Consider the following 16,667-nt stretch of genomic DNA (forward strand, 5'->3'; position numbering starts at 1 on the left):
GGAAAGCCAGCCGGAAACAACAGCGGGAGCGGTCCCGGTAAGGACCACTCCCGATGGCGTTATCGACGAAGGCCGAGACGCTCGATGATGGAGCGGTAACGGTTGACGTCCGTCTTGGTGAGGTAGTTCAGCAACCGGCGGCGCTGGCCCACCAGCAGCAGCAGCCCGCGGCGGCTGTGGTGGTCGTGCTTGTGCAGCTTGAGGTGCTCGGTCAGGTCGGCGATCCGCCTGCTGAGCATCGCGATCTGGACCTCGGCGGAACCGGTGTCCGTCTCGGAGGCGCCGTATTCGACGATGAGCTGCTTCTTGACGTCATTCGTTAGTGGCACGACGGTTCTCCTGTTGGTCATTGCGGGCGCGCCCCGACGGTTTGAATCACGCCGGGTGGTTAACGCACACTGCTGGGGCGTGGCTGAGCCGCACCTCTGGCGGCCACTCTACCAGCAGCCACTGGCCGCTCAGTCGAGCAGTTCGCGGGTCCGGTCGACGTCGGCGGCCATCTGCACCACGAGGTCGGCGATGGAGTCGAACTTGACCATGCCGCGCAGCCGATGGGTGAACTCCACCCCGAGGTTCTGGCCGTAGAGGTCGCCCTCGAAGTCCAGGAGGTAGGCCTCGACCGAGCGGTGCCTGCCGTCGAAGGTCGGATTCGTGCCGATCGAGATAGCCGCGGTGCGTGCCGGCACGTCCGTCCGGGTGTTGCCCCACTCGTCCAGGCTCACCACCCGCCCGGAGTAGACGCCGTCCGCCGGCACGGCCACCAGCGTCTCGGCACGGAGGTTTGCTGTCGGGTACCCGAGCTCGCGGCCGCGCTGATCGCCCTTGATCACCACGCCGTCCACCCGGTGCGGCCGCCCCAGCGCGTGGTTGGCCGCGGCCAGGTCGCCGGACGCCACGCAGGAGCGGATGTAGGTGGACGAGATCGGGCGGCCACCCTCGGAGAGCAGTTCGACGCCTTCCGCGTCGAAGCCCCACCGCTGGCCGAGCTCGACCAGGGCGGCGACATCGCCACCGGCCTTGTGCCCGAACCGGAAGTTCTCACCGACCACCACCGAGGACACGTGCAGGTCGGCGACCACCGCCTCGTGGACGAACTGCTGCGGGCTGAGCCTGGAGAAGTTGGGGGTGAAGGGGACGAACACCACGACGTCGACGCCGTGTTCCTCGGCCAGCTCGGCCTTGCGGGTGTTCGTGCTCAACAGCGCCGGATGACTGCCGGGACGCACCACCTCGGAGGGGTGCGGCGTGAAGGTGACCAGCACCGTCGGCAGCCCGCGCTCGTCCGCGACCTTCCGCGCCCTGCCGATGATTTGCTGGTGACCGCGGTGCACGCCGTCGAAGACGCCGATCGTCGCCACGCACCGGCCCCAGCCGGTCGGGATCGCGTCCAGCCCACGCCAACGTTGCACGGGTGGAGTCTAGGGGCTGCTTCTTTTTCGGCGCCGGCGGTCGCGATCGGTCATAGGTCGGCGGTGCTGGCGGTGGCGGCTGTGGCCTCGCCGGCCAAGGTGGACGAGAGCCAGCTCAGCGCCAGCACGTACCCCTCGACGCCCAGGCCGACGATCACGCCGGACGCGACCGCGGACAGGTAGGAGTGGTGCCGGAAGTCCTCGCGGGCATGCACGTTCGAGATGTGCACCTCGACCAGGGGCGCGGTGCGGGCGGCAACCGCGTCACGCAGCGCGATGGAGGTGTGGGTGAGCGCTCCGGCGTTGAGCACGACCGGCAGGTCCTCGTCCGTCGCCTCGTGGATCCAGCCGATCAGCTCGGCCTCGGAATCGGATTGGCGCACGTCGACGTCCAGGCCCAGCTCGGCACCGCCGCGGACGCACAGCGCGACGAGCTCGGGATAGGTCGTGCTGCCGTAGACGGTGGGCTCGCGAGCGCCCAGCCGGCCGAGGTTCGGGCCGTTGAGCACCAGCACCCGCTGCAGCATCTCATTAGTTGTCATTGGACACCTCAGTTGTCATCGGACACCTCGGAGTAGGCGGCGGCCAGCAGCGCGGGGTCGGGATCGTCGATCGTGATCGGCCGGGCGAGGCCGTCCAGCAGCACGAAGCGCAGGCGGTTGCCGCGTGACTTCTTGTCCACCTTCATGGTCTCCAGCAACTGCGGGAACACGCCGGCCCGGTAGCTCACCGGCAGCTTGACCGAGGTCAGGATCGCCCGGTGCCGGTCAGCCGTCGTGTCGTCCAGCCGGCCGAGCGCCCGGGACAGTTCCGCCGCGTACACCAGCCCGATCGATACCGCCGCCCCGTGCCGCCAGGTGTAGCGCTCAGCCTTCTCGATGGCGTGGCCGAGGGTGTGACCGTAGTTCAGGATCTCGCGCAGCCCCTGCTCACGCAGGTCCTCCGACACGACCCGGGCCTTGACCGCCACCGAGCGCCGCACGAGCTCGCCTTCGACCCGGTTTCCGGGAACGGTGACCGCGGCCGGGTCGGCCTCGATGAGCTCCAGGATCCGAGGGTCGGCGATGAAGCCGCACTTGATGACCTCGGCCAGCCCCGCGATGTAGTCGTTCACCGGCAGGCTCGACAGCACCGACAGGTCGCACAGCACCCCGACCGGCGGGTGGAAGGCACCGACCAGGTTCTTGCCGCGCTCGGTGTTGATGCCGGTCTTGCCACCGATCGCCGCATCCACCATGCCGGCCAGCGTCGTCGGGATCTGCACGATCCGCACACCGCGCAGCCAGGACGCGGCCACCCAGCCGGCCAGGTCCGTGGTGGCGCCGCCGCCGAGACCGACCAGGGCATCACTGCGGGTGAAGCCGATCTGGCCCAGCACGTCGAAGCAGAACCCGGCAACCGCGAGCGCCTTGGCCTCCTCGCCGTCGGGAAGCTCGATGACGTGGGCCTCGAAGCCGGAGTCGTTGAGGTCCTTCCGCACCGCCTCGGCTGTCGCGCGCAGGGTCGGCGGATGCAGCACGGCGACCCGCTGGGCGCCGGCGAGCAGCGGCGGCAGCTCGCCGAGCAGGCCGCTCCCGAGAACGACCTCGTACGGCTGCGCACCGGTCACCTGGATCCGGGTGGCGGGTTCGGTCACGACATGTCCCCTGTCAGCTGGTGGCGCAGTTCGGTGGCGACGGCCGCGATGGACCGTCCGGCGGTGTCGATCGTGAGCGTCGCGACCTCGCTGTACAGGGGATCACGGCTCTCGGACAGCTCGGCGAGCCGGGCCGCCGGATCGGCCGTCAACAGCGGCCGATGGTCGGTGCCCGCCATCCGTCCGAGCAACTCGTGCTGCGGGGCCGTCAACAGCGCGACCGGGATGGACGCCGCGGCCAGCGCCCGGCGCACGGACTCGGTGGTCACGGCCCCGCCGCCCAGCGCCAGCACGCCGTCGAAACCGGCCAGCGCGTCGGCTATGACCCGTGCCTCGATCACGCGGAACGCCCGCTCACCGTCGTCGGCGAAGACGGCCGCGACCGAACGGCCGGCGGCACAGACCACGAGGTCGTCCGAATCGGCGAACGCGACTTCCAGCCGACTGGCGAGCTCGGCGCCGACGGCGGACTTTCCCGCTCCGGGAAGGCCGACGAGCACCACCCGGGGCGGCATCAGAACGCGTCGCCCGAGACGAGCTTCCGCTCGGTCAGCCGGGCCAGGTAGCCTGCTACGTTGCGGCGGGTCTCGGCGACGGAATCGCCACCGAACTTCTCCAGGACGGCCTCGGCCAGCACCAGCGCGACCATCGCCTCGGCCACGACGCCGGCCGCCGGAACCGCGCAGACGTCCGAGCGCTGGTTGATCGCGACCGCCTTCTCGCCGGTGGCCACGTCGATGGTCGCCAGCGCGCGGGGCACCGTCGAGATCGGTTTCATCGCGGCTCGGACGCGCAGCACCTCACCGGTGGACATGCCGCCCTCGACGCCGCCGGCCCGGTGGGACCGGCGCCGGATCACGCCGTCCTCGCCGCGCTCGATCTCGTCGTGGGCCAGCGAACCGGGGGTTCGGGCCAGCTCGAAGCCGTCACCGACCTCGACTCCCTTGATCGCCTGAATGCCCATCAAGGCGGCGGCGAGGCGCGAATCCAGCCGCCGGTCCCACTGGATGTGGCTGCCCAGACCGGGCGGCAGGTGATGCACGACCACCTCTACCACTCCCCCGAGGGTGTCGCCGGCCCGCTTGGTCTCATCTATGTGGGCGACCATCGCCGCGCTGGCATCGTCATCGAGGCAGCGCACCGGCGAGGCGTCGATCCGGGGCAGGTCCGCGGCTACGGGCATCGATCCCGCCGGGGCGGCGACCGCGCCGATCGCGGTCACGTGGCTGAGCACCTGCGCGCCGACGCTCTGCAGCAGGAACTTCTTCGCGACCGTGCCCAAGGCAACCCGGGCGGCCGTCTCACGGGCGCTGGCCCGCTCCAGGATCGGACGGGCGTCGTCCAGGTCGTACTTCTGCATGCCGACCAGATCGGCGTGGCCAGGACGAGGCCGGGTGAGCGCCTCGTTACGCGCCTGGGCGGCCAGCGCCTCGGGATCGACCGGGTCCGCCGCCATGACGGTCTGCCACTTCGGCCACTCGGTGTTGCCGACCCGGACGGCGATCGGGCCGCCCATCGACACGCCGTGCCGGACGCCGCCGGTCAACTCGACCTCGTCCTGTTCGAACTTCATCCGGGCGCCACGGCCGTAGCCCAGCCGCCGGCGCGCGAGGTCGACGCCGATCTCGGGCGTGCTGATCTCGACCCCGGCGGGGAGGCCCTCGAGTATCGCCACGAGGGCAGGGCCGTGGGACTCGCCAGCAGTCATCCAACGCAGCACCCGACGATTCTCGCAGATGCCGCCCGGTACCTTCTCGCAGGAGACCGCCAGAATGGACGGCGTGCGCGAACCGATGGGCTGGGCGATCGATCCGGAGACGCTGCGCGAGGTCGTCACCGACCCGGCGGCGATCCAGGCACAACTGGCCTGCGCCGAACCCGTCGAACGGTTGTTCCTGCTGCGGTTGCTGGGCGAAGTCGATCAGGGACTGGTCGAGAGCGCGACCCTGGCCACCGATCCGGTCATCGCCGAGGACCCGTGGCGGACGCTCCTGCTGACCGCGGACCTGCACCGGTGGCGCGGCGACTTCGCGGCGGCGGAGCGGGCGCAGTCCCTGGCCTGGAAGCACACCCGCGGCAGCCGGGACCGCCAGGGCACGACCCTGCAGCACATCGGCAAGCGGCAGTTCGACCAGGGCCACCTCGACGCGGCGGCGGCCAGTTTCGAACTGGCCCTGACCCTGCGGCGAGGCTTCGCCGCCGAGCACCTGATCGCGAGCAGCGAGTCGGCCCTGAACCGGACCCGGGTCCTGCTGGGCTACGACGCCATCGTGCTCGCGGGCGGGCGCGGGCAGCGCCTGGGCGGTCCGGGCAAGCCGGGGATTCCGCTGGCGGGCTGGCCGCTGGTCGACCACGTGCTGCTCGCGGTGAGCGGTGCCGGCCATCGGATCGTGGTGGGGCCACCCCGGATCGGCCTGGCGGACCCGGTGTTCTGCCGCGAGCAGCCGGCGGGCTCCGGGCCGGCGGCCGGCATCGACGCCGGGCTGGCCCAAGTGCGCCAGCCGGTGGTGGCGGTGCTCGCCGCCGACCTGCCGTTCATCGCGGCGGCGTTGCCCGAGCTCCGGCGCAGTGTCGCGATGGACGGCACGGACGCGGCCGTCCTGGTGGACAGCACCGGACGGGTCAACTACCTCGCGTCGGTGTGGCGGACCGCCGCCCTGTTCGGGGCGCTCGAACTCCTCGGGAACCCGGCGAACGCCCCCGTCCGGCGCCTGTACGACGGCGTGGACGTGACACTGCTGGCGGACTTCGACGCGCTCGGCGCCGACTGCGACACGCCGGCGGACCTGCAAGTGGCGGACGAGCGGATCAGGCGGCACACCCCGGGGCAGCTACCAGCAACGCCGCTCGCATGGCCTCGACTGGCGCTGCACGCCCCGTCATCAGCTCTACCTGACGGACCGCCTGGTAGAGCAGCATCGAGGCGCCGCTGACGATCGCGGCACCGGCCGCGGCGGCCGCCCCGGCCAGCGCGGTCGGCCACGGGACATACACGGCGTCCAGCAACGCCTGGCCGGGTGCCCACGTCCGCTCCCCCACCACCGTCGCGAGAAAGTCCGCCGCACCCGGCGGCAGGGTCGAGAGCACCAGGTCCGCGTCCCGCAGCGCGGCCAGGTCAGCCGGCTCGGAGAACCGGCCGACGCGCACGTCCCGGTTCAGCCGTCCAGCGGTGTTCACCAGGTCGGTGGCGCGGGACGGATCCCGCACCAGCACCGTCACCCGGTGCGCATCCGCGAGCGCGGCCAGCGCGGCCTGCGCCGTTCCACCCGCGCCGAGGACCGCCACCCGGCCGGCCGGCGAGATGCCGCGGGCGGCGAGCGCGTCGCGGATTCCGATCCAGTCGGTGTTGTCGGCCAACCACCCCGGCGCACGTCCGGCATGGCGCACCAGCGTGTTCCCGGCGCCGATCGCGGCTGCCTCGGCGCTCACCGAGCCGGCGACCCGCAGCACCTCGCGCTTCAGCGGCATGGTGCAGGAGTATCCGACGACCTCGGGCCCGCTGGCGTTGAGCAAGGGCGCGAGCCCGGACTCGTCACACTTGATCGCCTCGTAGCGCCAGCCGTCCAGCCCTAGTGCGGCGTAGGCGGCTTGGTGCAGCACCGGTGACAGCGAATGGTTGACCGGTCGGCCGAGGACGGCTGCCCGGCCGACGACTGGGAACCCGCCCCGCCTTGCCGAGGGTCCGCCCGCCGGTCCGGGCGTGCCGATCAAGCGCAGCCCCAGCCCTTCGCGCGGCAGACGTTGGCGGCGACGACGAAGGAAGCCTCGTCAGTGAAGAAGCTCAGGTGCCCGGCCGCGTCGCCGTTGACGTAAAACAGCCAGGAACCGGCCGCCGGATGCACTGCCGCCTGCAGCGACGTCGCACCGGGACTGTTGATGGGCGTGGGCGGCAGGCCGACGTGGGTGTAGCCGTTGTACGGCGAGTTGATCGTGGCGAAGTTGACCTTGGCCGGGTCGATGCCTGCGATCCTGGCCGCGTACACGCTGGTGGCGTCGATCTGCAGCGGCCGGTGCTTGGCGATGCGGTTCAGGATCACCCGGGTGACCTTCGCCCGGTCCGCGTCGAACTTGGCCTCGCCCTCGACGATCGAGGCGATGATCAGCGCTTGGTACGGCGTTAGGCCGATCGCCTTCGCCGCCGCCTGGAACCCGAGCCTGGCGTCCTCGGCCCCGAACTGGGTGGTCAGGGTCTGAATCACCGCCTCAGCACTGGTACCGGGGTCGATGTCGTACGTCGAGGGGTACAGGAAGCCCTCGGCCGTGGTCGGCTTGTACGCCGCGGGCAGGCCCAGGTTGGCTACCTGCTTCGCCGCCGCGGACAGCTGTGCCAGCGGCAGCCCGGTCTTGGACGCCAACTGGCTGAGCACCTGGGTCTCGGACAACCCCTCGCGAATGGTCACCTGCGACACCAGCTTGTTCGCCGGGTTCAGTACAGCCGTCACGGCGGCGGCACCGGAGGCCCGCAGTGGCACCTTGTAGACGCCCGGCTGGATGTCACTGGACCGGCCGGACTTCTTCGCCGCGTTCACGAACGCGCGGGTCGACTTCACGACGCCGGCCTTCAGCATGGTCGCGGCGATGTCGTCGGCACCGTCACCCGGTGCCACCTTGACCCTGGTGGAACCCTGGCCCGCACCCTGGTAGTCGGGGGTCACGAAGTCGGCGCGGATGGAACGGACGAGGGCATAGCTGGACCCGATCAGAACGAGGATCACCACAAAGGCGATCAGCGGCGCGATGCGGTGGCGGCGCTTGCGGCGGGACTTCTGCCGGCGCTGGGACCGCTGACGGGAGCCGGCCACCTGTGCGGTGGGCTCCACGGAGCCGAACAGCGGATGGTCGTCATCCGGGTGATCGCTGAACGGACCCTCCACCTCGCGTGTCCTCTCCTCGTTCATCGGCGACTCGTTCATCGGCATTGGCTCATCGGCATTGGTTCATCAGCGATTCGTTCATCGGCGACTGTTTCGTCCGCGACTGGCTCACGGACGACTGTTTCGTCGGCGACTGGCTCATGGGCGACCCTGCCGGTCCGCACGGGCACGGTCCAGAAACGACTGCAAGATCTCGACGGCGGCGGCCTGGTCCACCACAGCTCGTTTGGACCTGCCCCGGACTCCGCTCGTGCTGAGATTACGCTGCGCCACCACCGTGGTCAGCCGCTCATCGACGAAGATCACTTCGGCGGGAGCGATCCGGGCGGCCAGGCCGTCGCCGAATTCGCGAGCGGCCACGACGGCGGGGCCCTCGCGGCCGGCCAGGGTGCGGGGCAGGCCGACGACCACCCCGACCGCCTCGTGCTCGGCCATCAGGGTGCCCAGCCGGTCGAGGTCGGTGTGCTCGCGGGCGTCCCTGCGCACCGTCTCGACCGGAAAGGCCAGCACCCCGCGTGGATCGCTGCGGGCCACCCCGACCCGGACCGAGCCCACGTCCACTCCCAGCCAGACGCCGAGTACCGGCGGACCGGTAGTTCCCGACTCGCTCACACCGGACTCGCTCAAGCCGCGCTCGCCACCGACCGGAGCACCGCTCGCAGAGCGTCCGCCGACCGTGCCGGATCGCCGCCGGCGCCCTGCGCCAGCTCGGCCTTGCCACCCCCGCGGGCACCGAGGATCGGCGCGAACTCCTTGACCAGAGCGCCCGCCGACAGCCCTGCCTGCTGACCCGCCGCGTTCACGCTCGCCACGAAGGCCGCCTTGCCGTCGACGTCGGACAGCAGCACGACCACCCCCGGGCGCCCCTGGTCCAAGCGGCCGCGGACGTCCATGGCCAGCGTCCGCAAGTCGTTTCCGGAGACCCCGGACGGGGCGTTGACCGCTACCAGTTGGATGCCGTTGACGTCCTCGGCCTGGGCCGCGAGCTGTCCGGCTCCGGCCAGCACGGCCGCGACCCGGCCACGCTCCAGCTCCTTCTCGACGGTTCGGAGCCGCTCCACCAGGGCCGCCACCCGCTCGGGAGCCTCGGCGGGGGGAACCTTCAGCGTCTCGGATACCGAGTTCAGCAGCGCCCGCTCGGTGGCCAGGTAGCGCAGTGCTTCCAGGCCGACGTAGGCCTCGACCCGGCGCACACCGGCACCGACCGAGAATTCGCCGACCAGGGTGATCGCGCCGACCTGCGAGGAGTGGTCGACGTGGGTGCCGCCGCACAGCTCGCGCGACCAGGGGCCGCCGATCTCGACGACCCGCACCTCGGAGTCGTAGTTCTCGCCGAACAGCGCCAGCGCGCCGATCTCACGGGCCCGGGCCAGCGGCAGGTACTGCACCGACACCGCGAGGTCCGCCCGCAGCGCCCGGTTGGCGACCTCTTCCAGGTCCCGCTTGGTGGCCTCGTTCAGCGACGAGCCCCAGGCGAAGTCCAGCCGCAGGTAGCCGGGACGGTTGTACGAGCCGCTCTGCAGGGCTGTCGGGCCGAGCACCTCTCGCAGAGCGGCGTGCACCACGTGGGTTCCGGAGTGTGCCTGGCGCGCGGATCGCCGCCATTCCGGGTCGACTTCGGCCCGGACGACAGCGCCACTGCCCAGCTCGCCCTCGATGACCTCGACCCGGTGCACGATCAGGCCCTTGACCGGCTTCTGCACGTCCAGCACCCGCAGCCGGGCGCCGTCCGAGGTGATCACGCCCTCGTCGGCGATCTGGCCGCCGGACTCGGCATAGAACGGTGTCTCGTCCAGCACGACCTCGACGATCTGGCCCTGCCGGGCAGTGCTCGCCAGCTCGCCGTCGGCCACGATGCCGCGCACCGCACTCTCGCCGCTGAGGTCGGTGTAACCGATGAAGACGGTCTCGCCGAGATCGCGCAGCTGCCGGTACGCCGGGGAGTTGCCGTGCCCGCTCTTGTTCGCCCGGGCGTCGGCCTTGGCCCGCTCACGCTGCTCGGTCATCAGCCGGTGGAAGCCCTCGACGTCCACCGACAGGCCCTGCTCGCCGGCCATCTCCAGGGTCAGGTCAACCGGAAAGCCGTAGGTGTCATGCAGCTTGAAGGCTTGCTCACCGGGCAGCACCGCGCCGTTGTCGCGCTTGATCGCCCCGACGGCGTTCTCGAAGATCGTGGTTCCGGACTCCAGCGTTCGCCGGAAGGTGTCCTCCTCCGAGTACGCGATCATGGCGATCCGCTCGAAATTGGTCGCCAGCTCCGGATAGGACTCGGACATGCAGTCCCGAGCTACCGGCAGCAGTTCGGGAAGCGCGCGGTCTGCCCAGCCGAGCAGCCGCATCGACCGGATCGCCCGCCGCAGGATCCGGCGCAGCACATAACCGCGGCCCTCGTTGGACGGCGTCACCCCGTCCCCGATCAGCATCAGGGCGGTGCGGACGTGATCGGCGATGACCCGCAACCGAACATCATCGGGATGGGACTGAGTCGCGGCGTGACCGGAGTGCTCGCCGTAGCGCTTGCCGGTGAGGGTCGCCGCTCGTTCGAGGATGGGACGCGTCTCGTCGATCTCGTACAGGTTGTCGACGCCCTGCAACAGGGTGGCCATCCGCTCCAGGCCCATGCCGGTGTCGATGTTCTTGCTGGGCAGATCGCCCAGGATCTCGTAGTCGCCCTTGTGCGGACCGGTCGAGGCGCCGCGCTCGTACTGCATGAAGACCAGGTTCCAGAACTCCATGAACCGGTCCTCGTCGACGGCGGGACCGCCCTCGGGACCGTACTCGGGGCCCCGATCGTAGAACAGCTCACTGCAGGTGCCGGCCGGTCCCGGGATGCCCATGTCCCAGGTGTTGTCTTCCTTGCCGCGCCGGACGATCCGCTCGACCGGCACGCCGATCACGTCGCGCCAGATGCTGAATGCCTCGTCGTCGTCGAGGTAAACGGTGGGCCAGATGCGCTCCGGGTCCAGGCCGAAGCCGCCGTCTGCGATCGGCTTGGTGGACAGCTCCCAGGCCAGCTTGATGGCGTCGAGCTTGAAGTAGTCGCCGAAGGAGAAGTTGCCGTTCATCTGGAAGAAGGTGCCGTGCCGGGTGGTCTTGCCGACCTCTTCGATGTCCTGGGTACGGATGCACTTCTGCACGCTGGTGGCCCGCTGCCAGGGCGCCGCCTGCTGGCCGATGAAGTACGGCACGAACTGCACCATGCCTGCGTTGACGAACAGCAGGTTCGGGTCGTCGAAGGGCAGCGGCGCGCTGGGAACCACGATGTGGCCGTGGGCCTCGAAATGCGCGAGGAACCGCCGACGGATCTCGGCCGTGCGCATGGTGGTGCTCCTTCTCGCTTCGGTGACTGTGCTGAGAGCTGCCGAGCCGGCTGCGCGGGGATCAGCCCGCGGTGCCGCTCGCGCGGCCGGCCGAGCTGTCGCCCAGGATTGCGGCGGGGGCATCGATGCCGGCGGCTGCGCGCAGCTCCGACTCATGCGCCGACATGGCCGAGCGCACGTCGTCGGCGAAGTCCCGCAGCGAGGAGGCCAGCTCGGACAATCCCTGGCCGATGGTGCTGGCAACGCCCTGGGGCGTCAGCTTCTGCGCGGCCTGGGACAGCCGGCGGAAGATCAGCACGCCGAGGGTGGCGCCGAGGGCGATCCAGAAGAGCTTGCGCACGTCAGCTGCTCCGTCCCGATCGCGCGGATCGCCGGCTGGTGCGTGCCTCGGTGAGGGCGTGCGCGTCCTGGCGCTTGCGGACCGTGGATCGGACGCCGTAGGAGAACGCGGCCACCTTGATCAGCGGGCTACCCACGGTCGCGGACACGATGGAGGTCAGGGCCGCGGCGTTGTCGGTGATGGAGCCGACGCTGCGGGTGATGCCCTCGACCTGGTCGAGCTGGCTGTTGACGTTGGCCACGGTGGTCTGCGCGCCGGACAGCAGCGGAGTCGCGCCCTCGTGCGTCTTGCGGATCGCCAGCGTCGCCTCGTCCAGGGTCTTACCGAGTTTCAGCAGCGGGATCGCGAGCAGCAGCACGAGCAGGACGAACGCGCCTGCGGCGATCAGCGCGGCGATGGCTCCAGCGTGCACGGGCCTGCCTCCTTAGCGGATGTGATGTCCACAGGACCCTACCTGTTTCCCCGCACCCGATTGCCGGCCCCGGATCACGGCCCGCAGTTTGCCCAGCCGCTCGGCGATGGCCCGTTCCGCGCCGCGGTTGGCGGGCTGGTAGTAGTCCTTGCCGAGCAGCTCGTCCGGCGGGTACTGCTGCGTCGCGACGCCCTCGGGCAGGCTGTGCGGATAGACATAGCGCTGGGCGTGGCCGAGTTTCTTGGCACCGGCGTAGTGCCCGTCGCGCAGCGCCGGCGGCACCGGCCCGGCCAGCCCGGCCCGGACGTCGGCCATCGCGGAGTCGATCGCGCTCACCACGGCATTGGACTTCGGTGCCAGGGCCAGGTGGATGGTCGCCTGCGCCAGGTTGATGCGGGCCTCCGGCATGCCGATCAGCGCGACCGCGTCCGCCGCGGCGGTGGCGCTGAGCAGCGCGGTGGGGTCGGCCATCCCGATGTCCTCGCTGGCGTGCACGACCAGCCGCCGGGCGATGAAGCGCGGGTCCTCCCCCGCCACGATCATCCGCGCCAGGTAGTGCAGGGCCGCGTCGACGTCGGAGCCACGGATGGACTTGATGAAGGCGCTGATGACGTCGTAGTGCTGGTCGCCGTCCCGGTCGTAACGGACTGCCGCGGTGTCGACGGCCTGTTCCAGCACGGCCAGGCTGATCTCGGTGTTGCCGTCGGCGCGAGCCGAGCCGGCGGCTGCCTCCAGTGCGGTGAGTACCCGGCGGGCATCCCCGTCGGCCATCCGCAGCAAGTGTGCGTGGGCGTCCGGGGCAAGCGTCACCGTGCCGGCCAGGCCGCGATCGCCGGCCAGCGCCCGGTCGACCAGCTCGGAGATGTCGGCGTCGGTCAGCGGCTGCAGGGTCAGCAACAGGCTGCGCGACAGCAGCGGCGACACCATCGAGAAGTACGGATTCTCCGTCGTCGCGGCAACCAGGGTGACGGTGCGCGCCTCGACCGCCGCGAGCAGCGAGTCCTGCTGGGTCTTGGAGAAGCGATGGATCTCGTCGATGAACAGCACGGTGGGACGGCCGCCGTGCTCCAGGGTGCGCCGGGCCGTGTCAATGACCGCCCGGACGTCCTTCACCCCGGCACTCAGCGCCGACAGCTGCACGAACCGCCGGTTGGTGGCCGTCGACACGATGGTGGCCAGCGTGGTCTTGCCGGTGCCGGGCGGCCCGAACAGGATCAGCGACATCGGGGCGTCGCCCTCGACCAGCCTGCGCAGCGGGGAACCGGGGCCCAGCAGGTGCCGCTGGCCGACCACCTCGTCCAGCGTGCGCGGGCGCATCCGGACCGCGAGCGGGGCGTTCGGATCGTCGGACACCTGCGGGGCGGTGCCGGGATCGCCGACCGGCTCCTCCTGCTCACCGAACAGCGTCACGGCCGATCCCACCTCGATTGCCTAGCTCGGACGTTCGAATGCCTGCCCACCATAGCCGGGGCGAAGTCACTAGATTGGACGCTGCGCGCGGGCAGGTGGCCGGCGCAGTGCGGAGTGCTTCGATGGCTGTCATGACGGCGCGGCGCCGGATCACCCGGGTGCGCCCCGAAGCCGGAACCGGGACGCCCGGCGTGGAATCCCTCGGCGACGAGCTGACGGTGGAAGCTCCGCTCAACCTGATCGTCTCGGGCGAGGTCATCGCCACGCTGATGCGCACGCCCGGGCACGACCTGGAGCTGGCGGCCGGCTGGCTGACCGTCGAGTCGGGGGTGCGCGGCCCGGACGACCTGATGGGCCTGCGGCAGTGCCGTACCGACGATGACCTGGCGCTGCGGGAGCTGGACGGCATCAGCGGCCGGGGCATCGACCAGGTTCACCTGGCGCTGCGGCCCGGCATCGAGCCGCCACGCCCCCGCGCCTGGGTGACCGGCGCGGCCTGCGGCGTGTGCAGCGCCGACGTGCTCGACCTGACGCCACTGCACCGCAGCGATCCGCACACCGACGGCTGGACGGTGGCGGCGTCGGTGCTGCAGGCCCTGCCCGACCGGGTACGGGAGCGGCAGCGGACGTTCGACCGGACCGGCTCGCTGCACGCCGCGGCGCTGGCGACGGCGGCCGGCGAGCTGCTGGTGGTGCGCGAGGACGTCGGGCGGCACAACGCCGTGGACAAGGTGAACGGCTGGGCACTGCTCGCGGGCCGGCTGCCGGCGACGGACCTGCTGCTGGCGGTGAGCGGCCGCGTGTCGTTCGAGATCGTGCAGAAGGCGGTGGCCGCCGGGGTGGGCGCCATCGTCGCGGTGTCGGCCCCGTCCGATCTGGCCGTCGATCTGGCGCGCGAGCACGACCTGGTACTGGCGGGCATGGTCCGTCCGGGCCGGATGAACGTCTACGCCGGCACCGAGCTGGTCACCGGCCTGGATGTTCGAGGTTGATGCTGAGCCCAACTGACGGGTGACGGTCGGCTGTGCTCAGGTTGTGTACCGGCTTGGCGGGGGCACGGTGACGGCGGTGGCCAGGTGGTCGGCAAGCGTGGGGATGGTGGCTGACGTCAATCCGCTCACGGTGATGCGCACCCCGGGATGGCTTGTCTGCCGGAAGCGGGCGCCGGGTGCTACCGCCCAGCCTGCCTGCAACAGCCCGGCCACCACGGAGGTCTCGTCCATCACCGGCACCCACACGTTGAGGCCGGTGTCGCCGGTTGCGGGAATGCCGCGTCGAGCGAGGTCCTCGATGAGCTGCTGGCGCCGGGACGCGTAGGTCTGGGCTGCGTGGGCGACGACGAAGGCCACCTGGGGGTTGGTCCACAGTTCGACGGTGAGGCGCTGCAGCAGGGTACTGACCCAGCCGGAACCGACGCGTACTCGCCCGTCGACGCGCGCGATGGTCGCGTCATCGCCGGCGATCGTGGCCACGCGCAGATCCGGCCCGTAGGGCTTGGAGGTCGAGCGTACGAACGCCCACGACTTCGTGGCACCGGCGACCGTGGCCAGTGGGACGTCCACGAGCTCAGCGGCATGATCGTCCTCGATGACGAAGATGTGCGCATAGTCGGCCAGGACGCGGCGCAGTTCGTCCGCACGCTTGTGGGTGAGCGCCACACCGGTGGGGTTCTGCGCCCGGCTGGTGATGATGACGGCCCGAGCCCCAGCACGAAGTACCGCGCGCATCGACTCCGGGAGCGGCCCTTCGGAGTCCAGCGACACCGGGCGTGCCCGCAGGCCGAGGGCGGTGATGAGGTCCAAGACGTTGGGCCAGCCAGGATCTTCGACGGCGACACTGTCGCCCGGGCGCAGCTGCGCCGACAGCAGCCGATGGATGGCATCCAGGCCACCCGAGGCCACGGTCATCGCCGCGCCTGGCACCCCGTCGGCAGCGAAGCGATCGCGACCGAGGGCCAGTAGCTGCGGCAGGACAACCGCCGAGGGAGCCGCCGCAGGCCCCCACCGCGCCAACGGCAACACCGAGTCCAGGTCGGGCAGCAAACCGGGATCGGGCTGCCCGCTGGCCAGATCGATCACGCCGGCCTGGACCAGCGGCCCACCCGAACGCGCGGCCAGCGGCGGACGCTGCCGGACATGGGTGCCATGCCGTCCGCGGGCTTCGACCAGACCGCGATCCCGCAACAGTCTGTACGCCGCGGCCACAGTCCCGGCGGCCACTTCCAGCTCACCGGCAAGAGCCCGAACGCTGGGCAGCAGGGCGTCAGGTTTCAGGGCACCGACGCGGATGCCGGACTCCACGCTGTCCGCGATCTGCTTGGCGGTGCGGCCCTGTACCCGGTATTGTATCGCTACCATCTGAGAATTGTACCAGTACAGGAGATTCGACGTGACACAAGCCAGCTACCCGAGAACCGCGCAGACGACGCCCACGCGGCACAGTGACCGGGTCACCTACGACCGCACCGCAGTGCACTCCGTGCTGGACGAGGCGGTTTTGTGTCACGTCGGGTACGTCCTCGACGGCCGGCCGGTCGTGCTGCCTCAGTTACACGCCCGGGTAGGTGAGCAGTTGTACCTACACGGCTCCAGCGGGGCCCGCGCCATGCGCGCCGCTGCAGACGGCGGCCTTGCGGTCTGCGTCACGGTGACGCTGATCGACGGTCTGGTACTCGCCCGCTCGGCGTTCAACCACTCGATCAACTACCGATCCGTGGTCGTCCACGGAATCGCGGCCGAGGTGTCGAACGAGGCCGAGAAGCAGGCAGCTCTTGCCGCGCTCGTGGATGCGGTGGTCCCCGGGCGATCGGCAGCGGTACGAGGACCGTCGCGCAAGGAGCTGGCAGCCACCACCGTGCTGCGCCTGGCCCTGGAGAGCGTATCCATCAAGACTCGCACCGGACCGCCCGGCGATGACGAGTCCGACCTCGACCTGCCCTACTGGGCCGGCGTGCTGCCGCTCACCCAGGCGCCCGGCCCCCCGGCACCCGCGCCCGGCCTGGCACCCTCCATTTCCACGCCCGACCACGTCACCGCCTGGACCAGACCGACCACCCCATCGAGCTAGGGGCCGGACGTCAGCCGCCCGTGCCGGGAGCAGCTGGCCACCCAGCCGACCGGATCGACCTGCACCACCATCCGGCGGGCACATTCGGGGCAGTACCGGGGCGGTTCCAGCTCCGCGCGAGCCGAGCAGTCGGGGTGCGGCTCGTCCAGCGGCCGGCCGCATTGCCCGCAATAGCGGGCCGTTGCGTCCGTCACCGGATT

Annotated in this window: 17 protein-coding genes and 1 pseudogene; 3 read left to right on the forward strand and 15 right to left on the reverse strand. The window is 70.8% G+C overall.

Going from position 1 to position 16,667, the window contains the following annotated elements; genetic code table 11:
* Positions 1 to 59 precede the first annotated feature (59 nt).
* From rpsO to aroC, 6 genes are all read right to left on the reverse strand, one after another.
* Complete coding sequence (rpsO, locus tag RM423_RS06940; RefSeq protein WP_311422283.1) at positions 60 to 329, reverse strand: 30S ribosomal protein S15; 270 nt, start codon at positions 327 to 329, stop codon at positions 60 to 62.
* A gap of 129 nt (positions 330 to 458) precedes the next feature.
* A complete protein-coding gene (locus tag RM423_RS06945) occupies positions 459 to 1,409 on the reverse strand; it encodes a bifunctional riboflavin kinase/FAD synthetase (protein ID WP_311422284.1) in 951 nt (316 codons plus the stop codon).
* A gap of 50 nt (positions 1,410 to 1,459) precedes the next feature.
* The gene (gene aroQ / locus RM423_RS06950; protein ID WP_311422285.1) at positions 1,460 to 1,951 is read right to left on the reverse strand and encodes a type II 3-dehydroquinate dehydratase; all 492 of its coding nucleotides are present in this window, start codon (positions 1,949 to 1,951) and stop codon (positions 1,460 to 1,462) included.
* An 8-nt stretch (positions 1,952 to 1,959) separates the two neighbouring features.
* On the reverse strand, positions 1,960 to 3,045 hold the full coding sequence (gene aroB / locus RM423_RS06955; protein ID WP_311422286.1) for a 3-dehydroquinate synthase: 1,086 nt from the start codon (positions 3,043 to 3,045) through the stop codon (positions 1,960 to 1,962).
* Entirely contained in the window at positions 3,042 to 3,560 is a 519-nt protein-coding gene (locus RM423_RS06960; protein ID WP_311422287.1) for a shikimate kinase, read from the reverse strand. Before RM423_RS06960 ends, aroB begins: the two co-directional genes overlap by 4 nt.
* Positions 3,560 to 4,765: a chorismate synthase gene (gene aroC, locus RM423_RS06965; protein WP_396327625.1), complete on the reverse strand. Its 1,206-nt coding sequence runs from the start codon at positions 4,763 to 4,765 to the stop codon at positions 3,560 to 3,562. Before aroC ends, RM423_RS06960 begins: the two co-directional genes overlap by 1 nt.
* Positions 4,766 to 4,838: 73 nt before the next feature.
* Between aroC and mobA the strand changes: the two are divergent.
* Positions 4,839 to 5,720, forward strand: a pseudogene (gene mobA, locus RM423_RS06970) (molybdenum cofactor guanylyltransferase); the annotation flags it as partial.
* A gap of 133 nt (positions 5,721 to 5,853) precedes the next feature.
* Here mobA and RM423_RS06975 read toward each other — a convergent pair.
* The 7 genes from RM423_RS06975 to RM423_RS07005 form a co-directional block, all read right to left on the reverse strand.
* Entirely contained in the window at positions 5,854 to 6,756 is a 903-nt protein-coding gene (locus tag RM423_RS06975; RefSeq protein WP_396327626.1) for a shikimate dehydrogenase, read from the reverse strand.
* The gene (gene mltG / locus RM423_RS06980) at positions 6,753 to 7,943 is read right to left on the reverse strand and encodes an endolytic transglycosylase MltG (protein WP_311422289.1); all 1,191 of its coding nucleotides are present in this window, start codon (positions 7,941 to 7,943) and stop codon (positions 6,753 to 6,755) included. Before mltG ends, RM423_RS06975 begins: the two co-directional genes overlap by 4 nt.
* Before the next feature lie 114 nt (positions 7,944 to 8,057).
* Positions 8,058 to 8,531: a Holliday junction resolvase RuvX gene (gene ruvX / locus RM423_RS06985; protein ID WP_311422290.1), complete on the reverse strand. Its 474-nt coding sequence runs from the start codon at positions 8,529 to 8,531 to the stop codon at positions 8,058 to 8,060.
* An 11-nt stretch (positions 8,532 to 8,542) separates the two neighbouring features.
* Complete coding sequence (gene alaS, locus RM423_RS06990; RefSeq protein WP_311422291.1) at positions 8,543 to 11,239, reverse strand: alanine--tRNA ligase; 2,697 nt, start codon at positions 11,237 to 11,239, stop codon at positions 8,543 to 8,545.
* A gap of 61 nt (positions 11,240 to 11,300) precedes the next feature.
* Positions 11,301 to 11,579, reverse strand: coding sequence for a hypothetical protein (locus tag RM423_RS06995; protein WP_311422292.1), 279 nt, complete (start codon positions 11,577 to 11,579; stop codon positions 11,301 to 11,303).
* A 1-nt stretch (position 11,580) separates the two neighbouring features.
* Entirely contained in the window at positions 11,581 to 11,991 is a 411-nt protein-coding gene (locus tag RM423_RS07000; RefSeq protein ID WP_311422293.1) for a DUF948 domain-containing protein, read from the reverse strand.
* Between the two features lie 12 nt (positions 11,992 to 12,003).
* Positions 12,004 to 13,308, reverse strand: coding sequence for a replication-associated recombination protein A (locus RM423_RS07005; RefSeq protein ID WP_396327631.1), 1,305 nt, complete (start codon positions 13,306 to 13,308; stop codon positions 12,004 to 12,006).
* A gap of 215 nt (positions 13,309 to 13,523) precedes the next feature.
* Here RM423_RS07005 and RM423_RS07010 point away from each other — a divergent pair, with 215 nt between their 5' ends.
* A complete protein-coding gene (locus RM423_RS07010) occupies positions 13,524 to 14,393 on the forward strand; it encodes a formate dehydrogenase accessory sulfurtransferase FdhD (protein ID WP_311422295.1) in 870 nt (289 codons plus the stop codon).
* 36 nt (positions 14,394 to 14,429) lie between these two features.
* Here RM423_RS07010 and RM423_RS07015 read toward each other — a convergent pair whose 3' ends face one another.
* Complete coding sequence (locus tag RM423_RS07015; RefSeq protein ID WP_311422296.1) at positions 14,430 to 15,758, reverse strand: aminotransferase class I/II-fold pyridoxal phosphate-dependent enzyme; 1,329 nt, start codon at positions 15,756 to 15,758, stop codon at positions 14,430 to 14,432.
* Positions 15,759 to 15,789: 31 nt separating this feature from the next.
* Here RM423_RS07015 and RM423_RS07020 point away from each other — a divergent pair, with 31 nt between their 5' ends.
* Entirely contained in the window at positions 15,790 to 16,467 is a 678-nt protein-coding gene (locus RM423_RS07020; RefSeq protein ID WP_311422297.1) for a pyridoxamine 5'-phosphate oxidase family protein, read from the forward strand.
* Here the strand turns inward: RM423_RS07020 and bsaP are convergent.
* Positions 16,464 to 16,661 carry a biotin synthase auxiliary protein BsaP gene (gene bsaP / locus RM423_RS07025; RefSeq protein WP_311422298.1) on the reverse strand — a complete coding sequence of 66 codons (198 nt, stop codon included), beginning with the start codon at positions 16,659 to 16,661 and terminating at the stop codon, positions 16,464 to 16,466. The two genes, RM423_RS07020 and bsaP, sit on opposite strands and share 4 nt — an antisense overlap.
* Positions 16,662 to 16,667 lie beyond the last annotated feature (6 nt).

The organism is Jatrophihabitans lederbergiae (assembly GCF_031845305.1).
Taxonomy (GTDB): Bacteria; Actinomycetota; Actinomycetes; order Mycobacteriales; family Jatrophihabitantaceae; genus Jatrophihabitans_A; species Jatrophihabitans_A lederbergiae.